Origin of the sequence: Microcystis sp. M049S2, assembly GCF_020245625.1 — a bacterium.
Classification (GTDB): domain Bacteria; phylum Cyanobacteriota; class Cyanobacteriia; order Cyanobacteriales; family Microcystaceae; genus Microcystis; species Microcystis ichthyoblabe_A.
The window spans coordinates 32,644-50,097 of sequence record NZ_JADBUN010000141.1; the positions used below are offsets into that span (position 1 = coordinate 32,644).

The following is a 17,454-nucleotide window of genomic DNA, read 5'->3' on the forward strand; positions in this document are numbered from 1 at the left end:
GTGATAATCCTAAATCCTTTGAGTATAGGCTACTTATGAAGACAGGCACTCATGCAAGAGGCAAAAGGCAAAAAGGGGAATAAATAATCAGTCTTTAATAACCGGATTTAGTATAACCTATCCCTGCGTCTTCATCGGCCCGCATCCTGTAGGGGCGAAGCATTCGGGCAATAACCTATTGCTGAAACCGTAGATTTTCTATCCGAATGCTTCGCCCGTACTTTTTCAGCACAGAAAACGGGTTTCTCCGAGAAACCCGTTTTCTACTCATGGACACCCCCCTTATCAAGGGGGGCAGGGGGGATCGACACCCCCCTTATCAATGGGGGCAGGGGGGATCGACACCCCCCTTATCAAGGGGGGCAGGGGGGATCGACACCTAATAACCAGATTTAGTATAACTCCTAAACTAATACACTTGTTCTATAGTATGCCCCAAAAAATTCCAGAAAAGGGAATGAGGGTAAAAAGGGAAAAAAAGAGAAAAAGGGTTACAGGATCCTCCCAGCACCGCACACCACCCGAAAACCGTTCCTGCTGCTGTTGCCGCGGCGGGGGCGGCTGTCGCTGCGGTAAGCAGAACGGCAGTAAGACGGATAGTTGAACCAAGAACCGCCCCCCAGAGGAGAAAGATTATCATTCCCATTTTCTATCCAGGCACTGCCATCCGTCGGCGCACCATCATAGTTATCATGCCAAGTATCGGCGCACCATTCCCAGACATTGCCGTGCATATCGTACAGTCTAAAAGCGTTTGGGGGAAACTGTCCCACGGGAGTCGTTTGTTGTCGATATTCTCCCTTCGCTTCCCCGGCGTAGGTATAGCCAGCATTGTAGTTAGCCAATTCCCCGGTAATGGTTTCCCCAAAGTAGAATGGGGTGGTGGTTCCAGCACGACAAGCATACTCCCATTCTGCCTCACTCGGTAGCCGATACTCCCGTTTTGTTTCCCTTGATAGTCGTTTACAGAATTCCCTTGCTTCATACCAGTTGACACTTTCTACGGGTAGCTCATCCCCTATGAAGCGAGAGGGGTTTGTCTCTAGGTCGATGTCTATTTTAGCGGTTGCGGCGATAGCTCTCCACTGAGCTTGGGTAATCGGGGTTTGACTGATATGGAAAGCGGGAACTTTGACTAGGCGTTGTGGTCTTTCCCTTTTATATCCGCCCCAACCAAATTTTTTAAGCAGTCTTTCGATTTCCTCATCTTCCGTTCCCATCCAGAATTCTCCTTGGGGAATATACATCATGCGGATATAGTTTTGAGCTTCTTTCCGCTTGCCAACTTCCGGAAGGTTTTCATCGTAAAAATAGGCTTTAACAGGTTTTCTCTCGATAACTTGGCCTGTTTTATTAACCAATACCGTTTCTGCGGTAAAAAGGAAAAGGTTTTCATCGTAGGGAACAATAGCGGCTACTTTGTCTATTAAACGTTTTTGTAGGGTTCCTTCGTCTTCTGGGGAAAGTTGAAGGACATTGCCAACGGTGTTTAAATCCCCTCTAGAATAGGCGGCAATCGGTTCATTAAGCAATAACAAGGGTTCATAATCGGCTAAAGCAGCGGATAGATTTTTTAATAAAGCTGTCAATCTCACAAGACGCACTCGGTTATTATTTTTGATAGCTTCTGCTAGTAGCTGTCTGATTTCATTGACCGCTTGACTAGGTTTTAGGTAGGCAAGAGCTAACCATTGTTGATTTTGCCAATAAACCGATTGTGAGCAATAATCACCGATTTGTTCCTGAATATAGGTTTGTAACTGATAGGCCAGAGATTTGAGTTCCTCTGGGGTTAATTTTTCTAATAATAGTTTACGAACATCGGGAGACATTTCATAAAGTTCTCGATCTATTTTGCGGACTAAACTGGACAGTAAAATATCAGCGATCGCATACCAAGGAGCTTGATTATTTTTATCTTGATGTTGACGCAGATAATAAAGTAAATTAGGGGATAAACCAAGGGGAAATGCCGCTCGTTTCGCTAGTTCTCTGGTGTTTGGTTCGTTTTCTTTTTCAAATAATCTTAAACGGCTTTCTGCGCTAAAAAAATCTTCATCCTCATCCCAATTATCCCCTTGTTGAAACTGATTAGGATTAAATGGAAAATGACGGGGTGGGATAGCTTCTTCTTTTAGCCATGTTATCAAGTTTTCCCAGTCCTCTGTGGTTAGTTCAAACATGGAAAAATTGGGTATATCTTCAGCTAAATCAGCAATATCCCAGGCAGTTGTCCCATACCATCGATGATAGGGTAAGGGGTTTAACCATGCGACTCGGCTAAATCTTCGGCTAAATCGTCGGATAAGGGTTTCTGTTGCGCTCAAGCGCTCTTCTACATAACGTTTTCTAGCGGCACCCGCATCACTAAGAATTAGACAACTGGTTACTTCCGGAGAATAGTTAGAGAGAACTTTGCTTAAAGATTGACTTTCCCAACCGTTTTCTTGTTGTAAAACCTCGTCTCTAATCAGATTATCAAAGTAAAAATGGGGAACATTTGCCCAAGTTTGCTTCATTATTCGCCCAAATCCTGCAAAGGGAATCATCGAGTCAGAACAATCAATAAAAATAATAATTTCTCGGCGATAAAGTTGTTTCTTTTGGTAAATTATTTGATCAAAAAAACCTCGTTTAGCCGTTGCCATCACCGTGGCTTTTAGATCCCAAGTTTGTCGAGGACTTTCTAGGGGTAATGGACGCAGTTGCTGCCAACTTTCTTGTAACTTAGCGATGCCAATAGGATAATAATCAGGATTATCTAAGGAGGTGATTTTTTTTCGCTTTTCAATAGCTGTGGCAATTTGTGGAAATGAAGTCTCCGGTGATATTTGTGTATCCCCAGAAGGAGTAATTTCTAATGAGGGAGATTCCCTATCATCCATCGGGTTTATGATTTTGCTAATCGATTCTTCTGGATGACGAATAGGTGTTTTTTTGGCTATTTCTATATTTATTTCTGGTTGGAATTGTAGCATCTCTGTCCAGGCCTGATCAAACTTTTCTTTTTCTTTCGGGGATTTAACCCATAAAGCTTGACAAAGAAGTTTAATTTTAGGATTGTCTAAGTTGGGATTTTCTTGAATAGCAATATCAGAATCATTGGCGAGTTTTTGAATTAGGTAATTTTCCACCCGATAATATTGTTCAATAGACAGCAGAAATCCTTCTTCGTCTCTGAGTTGATAAAATAGGTCAAGTAGGGGGGATGTCATTGGCTTTTTTAACCTCTTGTTCCATAATCTTGTAAATCAGTACGGCTTTTTAGTAAAACACTAGCGTGGGGTAATTTGTCCTCTTTTAATTTGGCGATAATTTCTTCAGGTTTGTACTTGAGCAACGATTTAAACCAGGCTATTAATTCACTGGTGCTAACTTTTTTTTCTCCTTCAGATTTAGTCTCGTCTTGTGATGTTCTCACTTCAAGAAAACGGTCCACTGCTTTGATGATAACCTCTTGTTCAGCGTCGGTAAACCGTTCGGTTAATATCTTTCTTAATCTTTCTTGGTTGGGTAGCTCAATATAGTGATAAATGCAACGTCTCAGAAAAGCATTGGGTAAGTTTTTTTCTTGATTACTGGTAATAATAATCAGAGGAAAAGCTTGATCATTTGCTTGAATTAAATCTCCTGTTTCTTTAATGAAAAAACGACGAGATTCAATGGCTAAAAGTAAATCATTAGGAAAATCTCGATCTGCTTTATCTATTTCATCAATTAATACTACCGATTGTTCTTGCTTATCTTGACTTTGTTTAAATGCTTTACCCAAGGGTTGTAAATCAACCCAATCTTTTGAAGTAGCTGGATTTTTTGGCTCAGAAGAAGATTCTTCTATTTCTTTTTGGCTTAAAATTCCGCTAATTTGAGCAGCTTGTAAACGGCCAATATAATCATATTGATAGAGACTATCTTCCGCTTTACTTGTAGATTGAACTATCCACTCATAATATTTTATAGGATTATTTTCCTGACGATAATTAAATTCATAAACTAAGGCATGAGCTAAACGACTTTTGCCACATCCTGGTTCACCTTCTAGTAACAAAGGCATTCCCAATTCAATAGCCAAGTTAACAACTTCTATTAACTCATCACCTGCGTCATAGGGATAAATTTTCTGTTGAATAGGTTCATAATAAAGATCCGATTTAGGTTGAATTTCTCCCGTGTAAGTTAAGGATAGTTTATCCATCTATTTTCCCTCGATAATTGTCCTTGAAATTGTTGATAAAAAGCTTTCAGTGTGTCTTCTATGTTGCCGTGCTTGCTATTTTCCCATAATTCCTGCAAGGTAGATTTAAATAAGTCTGTGGTTTCATCCTGTAAGTCACAACCTAACTGAAGTTGTTGAGCAAAAGTAGGAATAATTTCCTGAAAAGACCGTTGTTCAAAGCAAGAGTCAATCTGTAAGCGGTGAATAGAAAATTCTGATAATTTGTCCTTATCTCTCCAATCATTACTTTTTCCATAATCTAACCAAATCATTAATAAAAAGCCCGGAATGGGACTATTTTGTATTTTACGAGCTTTGGTAATTAAGTTTTGCCAAAATGAATCAATGTCTTGTAAACGGGAAAAGTCGGCACAATCAATTCCTTCAAAAATCAAACAAAAATTATTAGTCTTTAAATTTTTAATTCCTCCAGAATTATTTAAAAAATGTTCATGAAGACTATAGCTATCCCATTCTTCCTGACCATCTCCTTGAAATTTAAAAACAATATGTTTAACGTTCAAATTATTAGTGATAAAGAGTTGTTTGTGTAAACGATGTAAACACCAAAAACGATATGTATGAGGACAAGGGGGAATATAAATACTGCCTTCTCGTAAAGGTTTAGCAGCTATTGAACTGGTAAAATTTACTAGATTAGTATAATTAAATTTTGTCAAAACACGATAAATCTTTTCATTATTTGTTCGTTGATTTTTTGGGTTTTGATGATGAATTTTACAACATTCTAAGCTTTCAAAATCTAGGTCTAATACTTCGCAATAAGCTTGAACAATATAAGACTGTTTAGAGGTTCTTTGCCCTTTTTTTCCTAGTCCATATTTTTTTTCAGTACAAAACCGCAAACTATCTCCAGATATGCCAATTACCTTTAAAATAGACGAATCTAATAAAAAATTCAGAACCTCATCAAAGGTTAAATGAATTGAATTATCATTAATATCTTCAATTCTGGGTGTATTTATTTTATTTTGAGTAATGTAGTCGCTTTTCTTCTCATTTTCAAATCTTTTAAAATCAGATTCCTTTTGTAAGTACAATTTCTTCCCATCTTCTTTTAAAACGTCTTTAGTTGTTCCAGATTGTGGCGATGATGTCATCCAAGCTTTCAAAACATTTAATCGAATGGTATAACTGGAAGTTTCTGTTCGACTACGGTATTCTTCGAGAAATGCCTCAAGTAACCATCGACTTGCTTCTATTAATATTTGCTCTGTTTTCTCCGAAGCACAAGAATAGGTTCCCTTATAAGCATCTTTAGCCTTACGAAGGGTTTCTACATCTTCATCCGATAATCTGATTTCGCCAGACCCTAACATAAATCTCGTCAAACGTCAACCTACCATCTGATCCACTTTTTGATCCCCTTTTGCCAGCATTTGCTGAAAGCATTTTAATCAACTTGTCCTCAAAAAACAAGCCCTAAGGCGACAGGAGCAAAATCTATGAATTTCTGGCAAAAACATAAAGCGGACATTGACGTGATTTGCCGCATCATCACCACTTTAACTGCCTTGGCTAGTTTGGGTGTTCAGGTGGGAGAGTTAAAGATTCCCCAAAGCGAGATTCTTCCCCCTATGACTGAGGTTCAATTGGAAGCGGGGAAAAACACTCACCCCCACTAAATGAAGATAAAGGCCGATGTGCTTTTTTCATAAGACTGGACCAAAACGAGGGTGAGTTAATAAGATAACCCACCCTAAGGGAGATTTAGCGATCAACCGACCCCATAATAATATCAATACTGCCTAAAATCGCCATAATATCGGCAACTTTTACCCCTTTGAGGATATGGGGCAGAATTTGAAGATTATTAAAATCGGCGGCCCGAATTTTCCAACGCCAAGGGAAAACATCATCATTACCGACGATAAAGATACCTAATTCGCCTTTACCACTTTCCAAGCGCACATAATGTTCACCTTTAGGAATCTTAAAAGTGGGGGCGACTTTTTTGGCGATATATTGATAGTCAAAATCATTCCAAGCTGATTTTTTCCCTTCTGCCATCCGTTTTGCTTCCAGATTTTCGTAGGGACCACCGGGTAAACCTTTCAGTGCTTGCCGGATAATTTTCACCGATTCGCGCATTTCCCGAATCCGCACCAGATAACGAGCAAAACAATCGCCGGCGGTTTCCCAATGCACTTCCCAGTCAAAATCGTCGTAACACTCGTAATGGTCAACTTTTCTTAAATCCCATTTCACCCCGGAAGCGCGCAACATCGGACCGGATAAACCCCAGTTAATCGCTTCATCTCTGGTAATGCAGCCTATCCCTTCAATACGACGGCGGAAAATCGGGTTATTAGTGATTAATTTCTCGTATTCGTCCACTTTGGGGTCAAAATAGTCACAGAAATCCACGCACTTATCCACCCATCCGTAGGGTAAATCCACCGCCACGCCACCAATACGGAAATAATTATTATTAATTAACCGCATTCCCGTGGCAGCTTCCCAGAGGTCATAAATCATCTCCCGTTCCCGGAAAATGTAGAAAAAGGGAGTTTGTGCGCCTACATCCGCCATAAAAGGGCCTAACCAGAGTAAATGGTTAGCGATGCGGTTGAGTTCCAACATAATCACCCGGATATATTGCGCTCGTTTGGGAACGGCGATATCGGCTAATTTTTCGGGAGCATTGACTGTAATCGCCTCGTTAAACATCCCTGCGGCGTAATCCCAACGACTAACGTAGGGAACGTACATGACATTAGTGCGATTTTCGGCAATTTTTTCCATGCCCCGATGAAGATAACCGATCACGGGTTCACAGTCAATCACGTCTTCCCCGTCAAGGGTGACGATTAAGCGTAAAACTCCGTGCATCGAAGGGTGATGGGGTCCCATGTTTAAAACCATGGGTTCTGTTCTCGTTTCAATTTTTGCCATAGGGCTACCGATGATCCCGAAAATCTTTTTAAAGTTATTATAGGTAAACGCTTCGACAATACACAAGGACTATCGGGTATCAGTAATCAGTGATCAGTAATCAGTGATCAGTAATCAGTAGTCAGTAGTCAGGAGATTATTTTTATTTATTCTCCCCACTTCCCTACACCCTACACCCTACACCCTACACCCTACACCCTACACCCTACACCCCACACCCTACACCCTACACCCCACACCCCACACCCCACACCCCACACCCTACACCCCACTTCCCCACACCCCACACCCCACACCCCCACTTCCCCGCTCGATCGAGTACAATAGAGTGTTCAGCAAAAGTGATCGGCTATTAGCTTTGATTAGTCCTTCGGTAAGAATATAAACCAGAGAAAAGAGCCATTAAGAGCGGCAATCAGCTGAAAAAGCTCAAAAACTGAATTTTAGGCTGAAGGCTGACGGTAGCTTGCTGAAAGCTGAATCCCGTTGATAATTTTTTTTACTTGAATCACCGTGGTTATCCAAATCGACTCAACTCAAAACTACGAAACCAAAACCCAAGAGATCGCTAGACAACTTTTAGCCGAAACTCGCGAAAAAAAAGGTCTTTGGTCTGCTTTACAGGATCAAATGCGTTGGGATGATAAATTACTCGATTGGGCAATGTCTAACCCCAATTTACGAGTACAATTATTCCGTTTTATTGACTGTTTACCCGCTTTACGCAGTAATGCCGAGATCGCTAATCATCTCCAACAATACCTCGGTGATGCTTCCGTAGAACTGCCCAGTGCGCTGAAAAGTATCCTCAACTTTAGTGATCCTAACTCCCTACCGGCTCAAACGGCCGCCAGTCTGATCAGTAAATCCGTAGAAACCTTAGCTCGTAAGTATATCGCCGGGGAAGACCTAGAGCAAATTACTCGCACTGTCACCCGTCTGCGCAAGGAAAAAATGGCTTTTACCATAGATCTCCTCGGTGAAGCGGTAATTACTGAAGCGGAAACCCAAGTTTATCTACAAAGTTATCTGGATTTAATGACCCATTTGGCTCAAGAAGCGACCAAATGGAATAAAGTTAGCCAAATTGATGAAGCGGACGGCGACTTATTACCACGAGTGCAGGTTTCTGTCAAGCTAACTGCCTTTTATTCTCAGTTTGATCCCATGGATCCGATTGGTAGTAAGGAGAAAGTATGCGATCGCATTCGCCTACTATTGCGACGCGCTCAGGAGTTAGGGGTAGCAGTCCATTTTGATATGGAACAGTACGTTTATAAAAACCTCACCCTGGCTATCCTGAAAGAATTACTCCTAGAAGAAGAATTTCGCAGTCGTACCGATATTGGCATCACCCTACAGGCATATTTAAGAGATTCTGCCCAAGATTTACAAGATTTAATTAATTGGGCTAAAAAGCGCGGTTATCCCCTGACTGTCCGGCTAGTCAAAGGCGCTTACTGGGATCAGGAAACGATTAAATCTCGGCAAAATCACTGGCCACAGCCGGTATATAACGAAAAATCGGCCACCGATGCCAATTATGAACGGATGACGCGGTTATTATTGGAAAATCATCAATATTTATACGCCGCCATCGGTAGTCATAACGTGCGATCGCAAGCCTTGGCCTGTGCGATCGCAGAAAGTTTAGAAATTCCCCGTCGTCGCTTTGAAATGCAGGTATTGTACGGCATGGGCGACCAATTAGCCAAAGCGTTAGTGAAGCGGGGTCATCGGGTGCGGGTTTATTCCCCCTACGGACAACTCTTACCCGGTATGGCCTACCTAATCCGCCGTTTATTAGAAAATACCGCTAATAGTTCTTTCCTAAGGCAAAATTTGGAGGATCGTCCCGTGGAAGATTTAATCGCAGCCCCCCGGGTTTTAGGCAAGGATAACCCGATTATCGCCGGTTTTCCTAATGCCCCTGATACGGATTATGCTAACGAGCAATTACGAAATAAAGCGAGTCAAGCCCTTACTTTTGTCAAAAATTCCCTCGGTAAGACCTATTTACCCCTAATTAACGGCGAATACGTCGCCACCAATGTTCAAATTAATTCCGTTAATCCCTGTAACCCGCAGGAAATAGTGGGGAAAGTAGGCTTAATTGAGGTGGAACAGGCAGAAAAAGCGATCATAGCGGCAAAACAGGCTTTTCCCGCTTGGAAACGCACCCCAGTGGCTAAAAGAGCCGAAATACTGCGAAAAGCGGCGGATTTGATGGAAGCGCGACGACACGAGTTATCGGCCTGGATTTGTTTGGAAGTGGGCAAAGTTATCCAACAGGCGGATCCGGAAGTGTCAGAAGCGATCGATTTTTGCCGTTATTACGCCTCCGAGATGGAAAGACTGGATTTAGGGCATAATTTCGACGTAGCAGGTGAGAATAATCGTTATTCCTACCAACCCCGGGGTATTGCTTTAGTGATTTCTCCCTGGAATTTCCCCCTAGCCATTGCGGTGGGGATGACAGTAGCGGCTTTAGTAGCCGGTAACTGCACGCTATTGAAACCTGCCGAGACTTCTTCGGTGATTACGGCGAAATTTGCCGAGATTCTCCTAGAAGCGGGTATTCCTGCTGGAGTCTTCCAATATATCCCGGGTAAAGGTTCGCAGGTGGGGGCGCATCTAGTCAGCCATCCCGATGTTCACCTAATCGCCTTCACCGGTTCACGAGAAGTGGGCTGTCGCATCTATACAGATGCCTCTATCGTGCAAAAGGGTCAAAAACACCTAAAACGAGTTATCGCCGAAATGGGCGGCAAAAATGCCCTAATTGTCGATGAGAGTGCCGATTTAGATCAGGCCGTTGTCGGTGCGGTTAAGTCCGCTTTTGGCTACACCGGCCAGAAATGTTCGGCCTGTTCGCGGATAATCGTTCTGGAAAGCGTCTATGATAGCTTTGTTGATCGCTTTGTCGAGGCTACCAAGTCCCTCAATATCGGGCCGACGGATTTACCGAGTACGGAAGTAGGACCGGTTATCGACGAGAAAGCTCAAGCAAGAATTCGGGAATATATCGAAACTGGTAAAAAAGAGGCAGAATTGGCCCTAGAAATGCCGATTCCAGAGGTAGGTTATTTCGTCAGTCCCACCGTCTTTAAAAATGTTCCCCCTGATGCGGTAATAGCGATGGAGGAGATTTTTGGTCCAGTGGTGGCAATTATCAAAGTGAGCAATTTTGAGGAAGCTTTAGCCGTAGCTAACGGAACCGACTATGCTCTAACCGGTGGCTTATATTCTCGCACTCCTGCCCATATTAACCGAGCTACGCAGGAATTTGAAGTGGGAAACCTCTATATTAACCGGGGAATCACCGGTGCGATTGTCTCCCGTCAACCCTTCGGGGGTTTCAAGATGTCGGGGGTAGGTTCCAAGGCTGGGGGTCCCGATTATCTGCTGCAATTCCTCGAACCTCGTCACATCAGCGAGAATATTCAACGTCAGGGATTTGCACCGATTGAAGGGGCCGATTAAGCGATTTATAGCTAGGGTTTGCGGCAAAAAGTTTGTTGGTGGGGTTAGGAGTCAGTATTCTCCGAGTCAGTATTCTCCGAGTCAGTATTCTCCGAGTCAGGAGTCGGTCGTCAGGAGTCAGGAGTCATAATAAATCCAGTTATTAAAAACTGATTATTTATTCTCCGTTTTGCCTTCTGCATGAGTAGAAAACGGGTTTCTCCGAGAAACCCGTTTTCTGTGCGTTACTCAGGAATCAGGAGTCGGTCGTCAGGAGACTATTGTTATTTGTTTTCCCTTCTCCCTGCTCCCTTTCCCCCACTTCCCTATCTCCCCCATCTTCCCACTCTCCCCCATCTCCCCACTCTCCTAGACTTTTTAAACAGGATTTAGTATGACAGGGGACTCCCCAACTGTTGTCTTTCTTACCCGATTTCTTGGCTGTCAACCTACTGCTATATACTTAAGTTGAAAATTGCGTCGGCCTATCAAGAAAAGACTATGACGATTGAAACCGTTGCCACAAAACCCTTTAGTGACCAGAAACCGGGGACTTCTGGATTGCGAAAATCCGTTCCCGTTTTTCAACAACCCCATTATCTGGAAAATTTTATTCAAGCTATCTTCAATACTTTAGACGGTATCGAGGGTCAAACCCTAGTCGTCGGTGGAGATGGTCGTTATTATAACCGTCAAGCTATTCAAACTATCCTGAAAATCGCCGCCGCTAACGGTATCGGTAGAATACTCGTGGGAACCGATGGTATTGTCTCCACTCCGGCTATTTCTGGGTTAATTCGCGAAAATAACGCTTTTGGCGGTATTGTTCTCTCTGCTAGTCATAACCCCGGCGGTCCGGAGGGGGATTTTGGCATTAAGTACAATATTACTAACGGCGGACCAGCCCCGGAAAATATCACCGATGCAATTTATGCCGAGACTAAGGTGATTAGCAGTTATAAAATCCTCTTAGGGGCCGATATTAATCTCGATCGCCCCGGTTCCTTTAAACTGGGAACTATGGATGTGGAAGTGATCGATGCGGTCACTCCCTACGTCAAAATGATGGAAAAGATTTTTGATTTCGATCGCATTCAGGCCCTACTCACTTCTGGTAAGTTTAAAATGTGCATGGATTCTCTCCATGCGGTGACGGGTCCCTACGCTTATGCTCTATTTGAACAGCGTTTAGGCGCGCCCAAAGGTACAGTATTAAATGGTATTCCCCTAGAGGATTTTGGTGGTGGTCATCCCGATCCTAACCTAGTCTATGCCCATGATCTGGTAGAAATTCTCTTTGGTCAAGAGGCCCCGGATTTTGGGGCTGCTTCCGATGGAGATGGCGATCGCAATATGATCCTCGGTCAGAATTTTTTTGTTACCCCCAGTGATAGTTTAGCTGTACTAACTGCCAACGCTCATCTAGTACCGGGCTATCAAAATGGTATCACGGGAGTGGCGCGATCGATGCCCACCAGTGCGGCGGCCGATCGCGTAGCGGCTAAACTGGGAATTGACTGTTATGAAACTCCCACCGGTTGGAAATTCTTCGGTAATTTGTTAGATGCGGGGAAAGCAACCCTTTGCGGTGAGGAAAGTTTCGGCACGGGTTCCAATCATATTCGCGAAAAAGATGGTTTATGGGCGGTTCTTTTCTGGTTAAATATTTTGGCAGTTAAAGGGGAATCTGTAGAGAAAATTGTCCGCAGTCATTGGCAAGAATTTGGCCGCAATTTCTATTCTCGTCATGATTATGAAGAAGTCGCCTTAGAACCGGCTAAAGAGATGATGGCACGTCTCCAGAAGCTGGTTTTAGACCTTAAGGGTAAACAATTTGGTAACTATGAAGTGGAATATGCCGATGATTTTAGCTATACGGATCCCGTGGATGGTAGTGTGAGTAAAAATCAAGGGATTCGCATTGGTTTTACCGATGGTTCTCGGATTATTTACCGTCTATCGGGTACGGGAACTAAAGGGGCAACTCTTCGGGTTTATCTAGAAAGTTATGAACCGGACGCAAGTAAACACGATATCGACACCCAAAAGGCCCTACAGCCGTTAATTGATTTAGCTGAAGAAATCGGTCAAATTCGTCAATCTACCGGACGGGAACAACCCACGGTTATTACCTAAAATCTAGGGAGAAGCTATCAGTTTTTATCGGGGAAATTTTTGACCTGCTCATCACTGATAGCTACTCCTTAATTACTTTCAGTAATTGCCTTGTGGTACAATTTCTGAATTCCCGTCACTAATTTATCTAAAATCGATCGATGGCTATCGTGAGTCGGATCAAAACTCTGCACTTTGGTTAATAATTTTGCTTCCTGTATATCCACGTCGTCATCGCTATAGATTAAAGTGCTGATCGATGTTAGTAGATCTTGATAGATTTCTGGACTAGGATTATCGCCTAAATAGGACTCTAACCATCGATAACATTCACTGGTTTTAACCGGTTTTAGTTCCGATAATAGTGGTTTAATCTCCGGATCATCATCAAGTTTTTCCCTCACAGCTACCTGTCGTAAATAACTCCTTTCTGATGGTTGAATCACACCATCAATCCAGGCAACACCGATGAGAATTTTCAGTAATTGTTTATTTTTCATCTCACACTTCCTTGACTAACTTAGCCATAAAAAAACCGTCTTGATTATGTCGATGGGGTAACACTTCGATCGCTCCCGTTTCTGTATAGTATTCTGAGACGCATGAATTAGAGTCAGGAGTGGCCATTTTCCAATCGGGATGAGCGGCTAAAAACTGCTCGATCACTCTTTCATTTTCTAACGGATTTAAAGTACAAGTGGCATAAACTAAGATTCCCTTCGGTTTTACCCAAGTGGCAGCCGAGGCTAAAAGTTCCCCCTGTCGTTTGGCTAGTACAGGTAAATTTTCTGGTGTTTGTCGCCAACGTATATCAGGACGCTTGTGCAGGGTTCCCAATCCTGAACAGGGAGCATCAATTAGTACACGATCAGCGATGCCGCACCACTGGGGACGATCGCGACTATCCCCTAGATGTATTTCGATCGCTTTTAAGTCTAATCTTTTAATATTGGCTTCTAACTGTCGTAAACGGGATGCCGTTTGATCACAGGCTAATATTCTACCCCGATCGCCCATTAATTCGGCAATATGAGTGGTTTTTCCCCCCGGTGCCGCACAAGCGTCGATAATTGTCTCTCCGGGCTGGGGATCGAGTAGATAAGTGACTAATTGGGCGCTAATATCCTGTAGGGTGTAATTTCCGGCTCGAAATCCCTCTAAACGCTCAATATTGCCTAAACCAGAGGTTAAACGGCAAGCTAGAGGTAACTTAAGATGATTAAAAGTTATATTGGCTGATTCTAACTCATTTTCTAGGGCTTCTCGGCTAGTTTTCAGGGGATTAATCCGAATATCGAGGTCAGGAGAGCGATTAAACCATTGACACAGTTGTTCCGTTTCCGTAACACTAAAGCGATCTAACCACAATTGCACCAACCAATCGGGGAAACTGTGGAGAATGCCCAATCTAGAAGCGGTATTTTCTGGCAAAATTAAAGGATCGTCGCCATTAGCAGTTAAACGGAGATATTGCCGCAGCATTCCGTTAACCACCGCCGCTAATTTGCCTAAATGACTGATTTTAGTTAATTCTACCGCCGTATTCACCGCCGCCGATGGGGGAATCTGGGAGAGATAACGCAGTTGATAAAGACCAATATGGAGAATTCGCCGTAAATCCGGGGGTTGCTGGGCCGCGGTTTTTTTCCCCAAGCGATCGAGCAGCGCATCCAAAGTTCTTTGGCGGCGTATTATACCATAAACAATCTCCGTTGTCAAGGCTTTGTCAAGACAATTTAAGGAACTAGCGGACAAATGGCGATCAAGAGCGCGATCGGGATAGGCGGAAGAGCGATCGATATCGCGTAAAATCAGCAAAGCCAGCTGACGAGCATTATTCATGCAGTTTCCAGACGATTGCGGAGGAATTGGCGTAATATAGTCAGCGCCGGAATGGGGATTTCGTGGCCCATATTTAACTCGTGATATTCGACGTTAACCCCCAAACCAAGCAGTAAATCTCTGGCTTGACGAGCAGCAGCAATAGGAACGACGGGATCCTGCTTACCATGAACAATTAAGACATTTTGTGGACCCTGGGGATGGGGTTCACCGTGCAGATAACCACTCAGGGAACCCAATCCCGCCAAGGGTAAGGATAAACCCACATCCAGCGTCATCGCTCCTCCTTGGGAAAAACCAGTCAAAAAAGTACGCTCTAGGGGAATGCCGGTGGTTGCTTCCAGGGAAATAATCCAATCGTGCAACTGTTGACGACTAGCGACTAAACCTTGATAATCGGAGGTTTCTAACGCATACCAGGCGCGTCCCCCCGGCACTTGCGGATGATCGAAGGGAGCATTAGGAAACAAAAATTGACAATCAGCCAGATCCAACATCGATGCAAGGGGGGCCAGATCCATGGCATCTGCACCCCAACCGTGCAGCATGATCACTAGATAGCGAGCGGGATTTTCCGGGGAAGGGGGAATGACAATCGGGTTAAAAGACAGAGTTTTTTCCTCGCAATTCTCTTTTTTTCTCTATTCTATAGCGGTTTTCCCCGGGGTGAGATGGCTGTGGGGGAGTCTTTTCAGTGATCAGTAATCAGTAACCAGTAATCAGTGAAAAGAAAACTCCGATTACTCCCCCTTCCCTCTCTCGGAGAAGGTTTGGGGGTGAGGACATTGTGGGCGCACGCAGTGCGCCCCTACCATTGGCGCAATGATATTATTGTAGGGGCGAATCACCGTCAAGCTAAAACTAGACAGAATGATCTGGCTATTATTACCCAAACCAGCCTTGAGCCGGTGAAAATGCGGGCTAATTGGCAATTTTTCGGCAAAAAAGTTATCTAGACCTGTTAACAGGCAATTTATCCCTGCAATGAGCTACAATTATCGGTTAAACGTGGTTAATAGTGAGCAGATGCGTCGCATCGAAGGGGCGATTTTTGCCTCTGGTATGCCTGTGGCCGCTTTGATGGAAAAGGCAGCCCTGTTAACGGCACAACAGCTTAAAAAGTCCTATTCTTTGGCTAATTTCCCCAAAATCGGCGTTATCGTTGGCCCTGGCCACAATGGCGGCGACGCTCTCGTGATTGCTAGAGAATTACATCTCGCCGGTTATCAAGTATCTCTTTTTTGTCCGATCGCCAAACTCAAGGATTTAACAGCACAACAGGCTAATTATGTCAAGCATTTAGGCTTAATTTTTCAGAAAACTTTAGAATCTTTGGAGGATTGTCAGTTAATTATCGATGGTCTTTTCGGTTTTGGTTTAGAAAGGACTTTATCGGGAGAGATTGCCGAATTAGTCGATAAAATTAATAGTTGGCAAAAACTGGTAATTAGTATCGATATTGCTTCGGGAATTCACACCGACACCGGAGAGGTTTTAGGCACGGCAATTAAAGCCACTCATACCTTTTGTTTGGGACTCTGGAAGCGAGCTTTTTTCCAAGATGTGGCCTTACCCTATCTGGGTAAAGTGGAGTTAATTGATATAGGAATTAGTCCCCTTGACCTAGAAACAATTTTACAAGATTCACCGCCAATTCTGAGGGTTAATCCCGATCTAATTCGCCCTTATTTACCTTTACCCCGTCCTCTCCTTACCCACAAATATCAGCAGGGACATTTATTAATTATCTGTGGTTCTCGTCGTTATGCAGGGGGGGCAATTCTCGCAGGATTAGGAGCGCGAGGTAGTGGTGTGGGAATGCTTTCTATTGCCGTTCCTGCTGCCCTTAAATCTTTATTAATTAGTCATTTACCAGAAGCATTAATTATCGATTGTCCCGAAACTGCCACGGGAGCTATTGCCGAACTTCCCCTCGAATTAAATAATTATCATGTCCTCGCCTGTGGTCCTGGATTAACCACAGAAAATCCTGCTATTATCGAACAGGTTTTAGACAGTGATAAGGCGATTATACTCGATGCCGATGCTTTAAATATTTTGGCTCAACTGGGTACAGAAAAATTATCATCTCGTCAGAATAAGACAATTTTAACGCCTCATTGGGGAGAATTTAAACGCTTATTTCCTAACTTATCAGGTTCTCAGGACAGGATTAATATCACTCAAGAAGCATCTCGACAAAGTGGTGCAATTGTCTTATTAAAAGGAGCCAGAACTATAATCGCCTCCCCGGAAGATAAAATGTATATAATCCCCGAAAGTAGCTCCGCTCTAGCGCGAGGTGGTAGTGGTGATGTCTTAACGGGATTAATCGGCGGATTCTTAACCCAAATGCCGGATAATCCCCCAGAAGCGACCGCATTAGCGACTTATTTACACGCTCAAGCCGGCATTTTAGCGGCCAAAGAAAGGACAGAATTAGGAGTAGATGGAGTGACTTTAGCTAATTATTTATTTGCTGCCCTTAAAGGTTTAAATTAACGTTAGTTAGATGAAGTTAAAAAAGGGCAGAAGGTAGAGCAGGTAAGTCTTTTGACTCTAAATCAAGAGAAGGCTTAACAAGATGATAAGTGTAAGCAATCAGACCCCCCTAAAAGGTTAACCATAAAATTCCAGATACTACGATGTCGGGTGTGTTGGATTGGACAGATATTCTTCAAGATGAGAACAGGCGTTCGCCCAGAGAGATTAATTTTCCCTTTTTCTGGCACTAACATCGGATTTTAACAGGTCAAAAACCTTATTTAGGGCTTGCTGAATAAATCTAAAAACCTTGTTGGATAAGGCTTTTAGACTTTTTTGACCTCAAAAAGTGCCGACCATTGGAGGGATCAGGGGTAAAATTCAGGTACTTTTTCCCTGAAAATTAGGTAACTGACTAC

At 43.2% G+C, this 17,454-nt stretch carries 12 protein-coding genes; 5 read left to right on the top strand and 7 right to left on the bottom strand.

All coding sequences use genetic code 11. The annotated features are described in order from the left end of the window. Positions 1 to 491: 491 nt before the first annotated feature. From IM496_RS12150 to IM496_RS12160, 3 genes are read right to left on the bottom strand one after another with little or no spacing between them, the layout of a single operon-like run. Positions 492 to 3,215 (bottom strand): formylglycine-generating enzyme family protein, encoded by a 2,724-nt coding sequence (locus IM496_RS12150; protein WP_287662039.1) that lies wholly within the window; start codon positions 3,213 to 3,215, stop codon positions 492 to 494. 8 nt (positions 3,216 to 3,223) lie between these two features. Then, positions 3,224 to 4,195, bottom strand: a complete 972-nt coding sequence (locus IM496_RS12155; protein ID WP_287662041.1) for an AAA family ATPase — start codon at positions 4,193 to 4,195, stop codon at positions 3,224 to 3,226. Continuing rightward, positions 4,177 to 5,556, bottom strand: a complete 1,380-nt coding sequence (locus IM496_RS12160; RefSeq protein WP_287662042.1) for a hypothetical protein — start codon at positions 5,554 to 5,556, stop codon at positions 4,177 to 4,179. Before IM496_RS12160 ends, IM496_RS12155 begins: the two co-directional genes overlap by 19 nt. 126 nt (positions 5,557 to 5,682) lie before the next feature. On the opposite strand from IM496_RS12160, the gene IM496_RS12165 reads away from it, so the two are divergent. Next, positions 5,683 to 5,862 carry a hypothetical protein gene (locus tag IM496_RS12165; RefSeq protein WP_045358933.1) on the top strand — a complete coding sequence of 60 codons (180 nt, stop codon included), beginning with the start codon at positions 5,683 to 5,685 and terminating at the stop codon, positions 5,860 to 5,862. Between the two features lie 85 nt (positions 5,863 to 5,947). On the opposite strand, the gene IM496_RS12170 is transcribed toward IM496_RS12165, so the two are convergent. Continuing rightward, complete coding sequence (locus tag IM496_RS12170; RefSeq protein ID WP_002760089.1) at positions 5,948 to 7,132, bottom strand: NAD(P)H-quinone oxidoreductase subunit H; 1,185 nt, start codon at positions 7,130 to 7,132, stop codon at positions 5,948 to 5,950. 513 nt (positions 7,133 to 7,645) lie between these two features. Here IM496_RS12170 and pruA point away from each other — a divergent pair. Then, positions 7,646 to 10,615 carry an L-glutamate gamma-semialdehyde dehydrogenase gene (gene pruA / locus IM496_RS12175; protein WP_287662043.1) on the top strand — a complete coding sequence of 990 codons (2,970 nt, stop codon included), beginning with the start codon at positions 7,646 to 7,648 and terminating at the stop codon, positions 10,613 to 10,615. 480 nt (positions 10,616 to 11,095) lie between these two features. Then, positions 11,096 to 12,730 carry an alpha-D-glucose phosphate-specific phosphoglucomutase gene (locus IM496_RS12180; RefSeq protein WP_194016853.1) on the top strand — a complete coding sequence of 545 codons (1,635 nt, stop codon included), beginning with the start codon at positions 11,096 to 11,098 and terminating at the stop codon, positions 12,728 to 12,730. A 68-nt stretch (positions 12,731 to 12,798) separates the two neighbouring features. Here IM496_RS12180 and IM496_RS12185 read toward each other — a convergent pair whose 3' ends face one another. From IM496_RS12185 to IM496_RS12195, 3 genes are read right to left on the bottom strand one after another with little or no spacing between them, the layout of a single operon-like run. Next, positions 12,799 to 13,209, bottom strand: a complete 411-nt coding sequence (locus tag IM496_RS12185; protein WP_002754429.1) for a tellurite resistance TerB family protein — start codon at positions 13,207 to 13,209, stop codon at positions 12,799 to 12,801. Between the two features lies 1 nt (position 13,210). Continuing rightward, the gene (locus tag IM496_RS12190) at positions 13,211 to 14,551 is read right to left on the bottom strand and encodes a 16S rRNA (cytosine(967)-C(5))-methyltransferase (RefSeq protein WP_287662044.1); all 1,341 of its coding nucleotides are present in this window, start codon (positions 14,549 to 14,551) and stop codon (positions 13,211 to 13,213) included. Further along, complete coding sequence (locus tag IM496_RS12195; RefSeq protein ID WP_044034764.1) at positions 14,548 to 15,099, bottom strand: alpha/beta hydrolase; 552 nt, start codon at positions 15,097 to 15,099, stop codon at positions 14,548 to 14,550. Before IM496_RS12195 ends, IM496_RS12190 begins: the two co-directional genes overlap by 4 nt. A gap of 174 nt (positions 15,100 to 15,273) precedes the next feature. On the opposite strand from IM496_RS12195, the gene IM496_RS12200 reads away from it, so the two are divergent. Continuing rightward, entirely contained in the window at positions 15,274 to 15,507 is a 234-nt protein-coding gene (locus tag IM496_RS12200; RefSeq protein ID WP_287662045.1) for a hypothetical protein, read from the top strand. 28 nt (positions 15,508 to 15,535) lie between these two features. Further along, complete coding sequence (locus IM496_RS12205; RefSeq protein ID WP_287662046.1) at positions 15,536 to 17,053, top strand: NAD(P)H-hydrate dehydratase; 1,518 nt, start codon at positions 15,536 to 15,538, stop codon at positions 17,051 to 17,053. Positions 17,054 to 17,454: the final 401 nt, after the last annotated feature.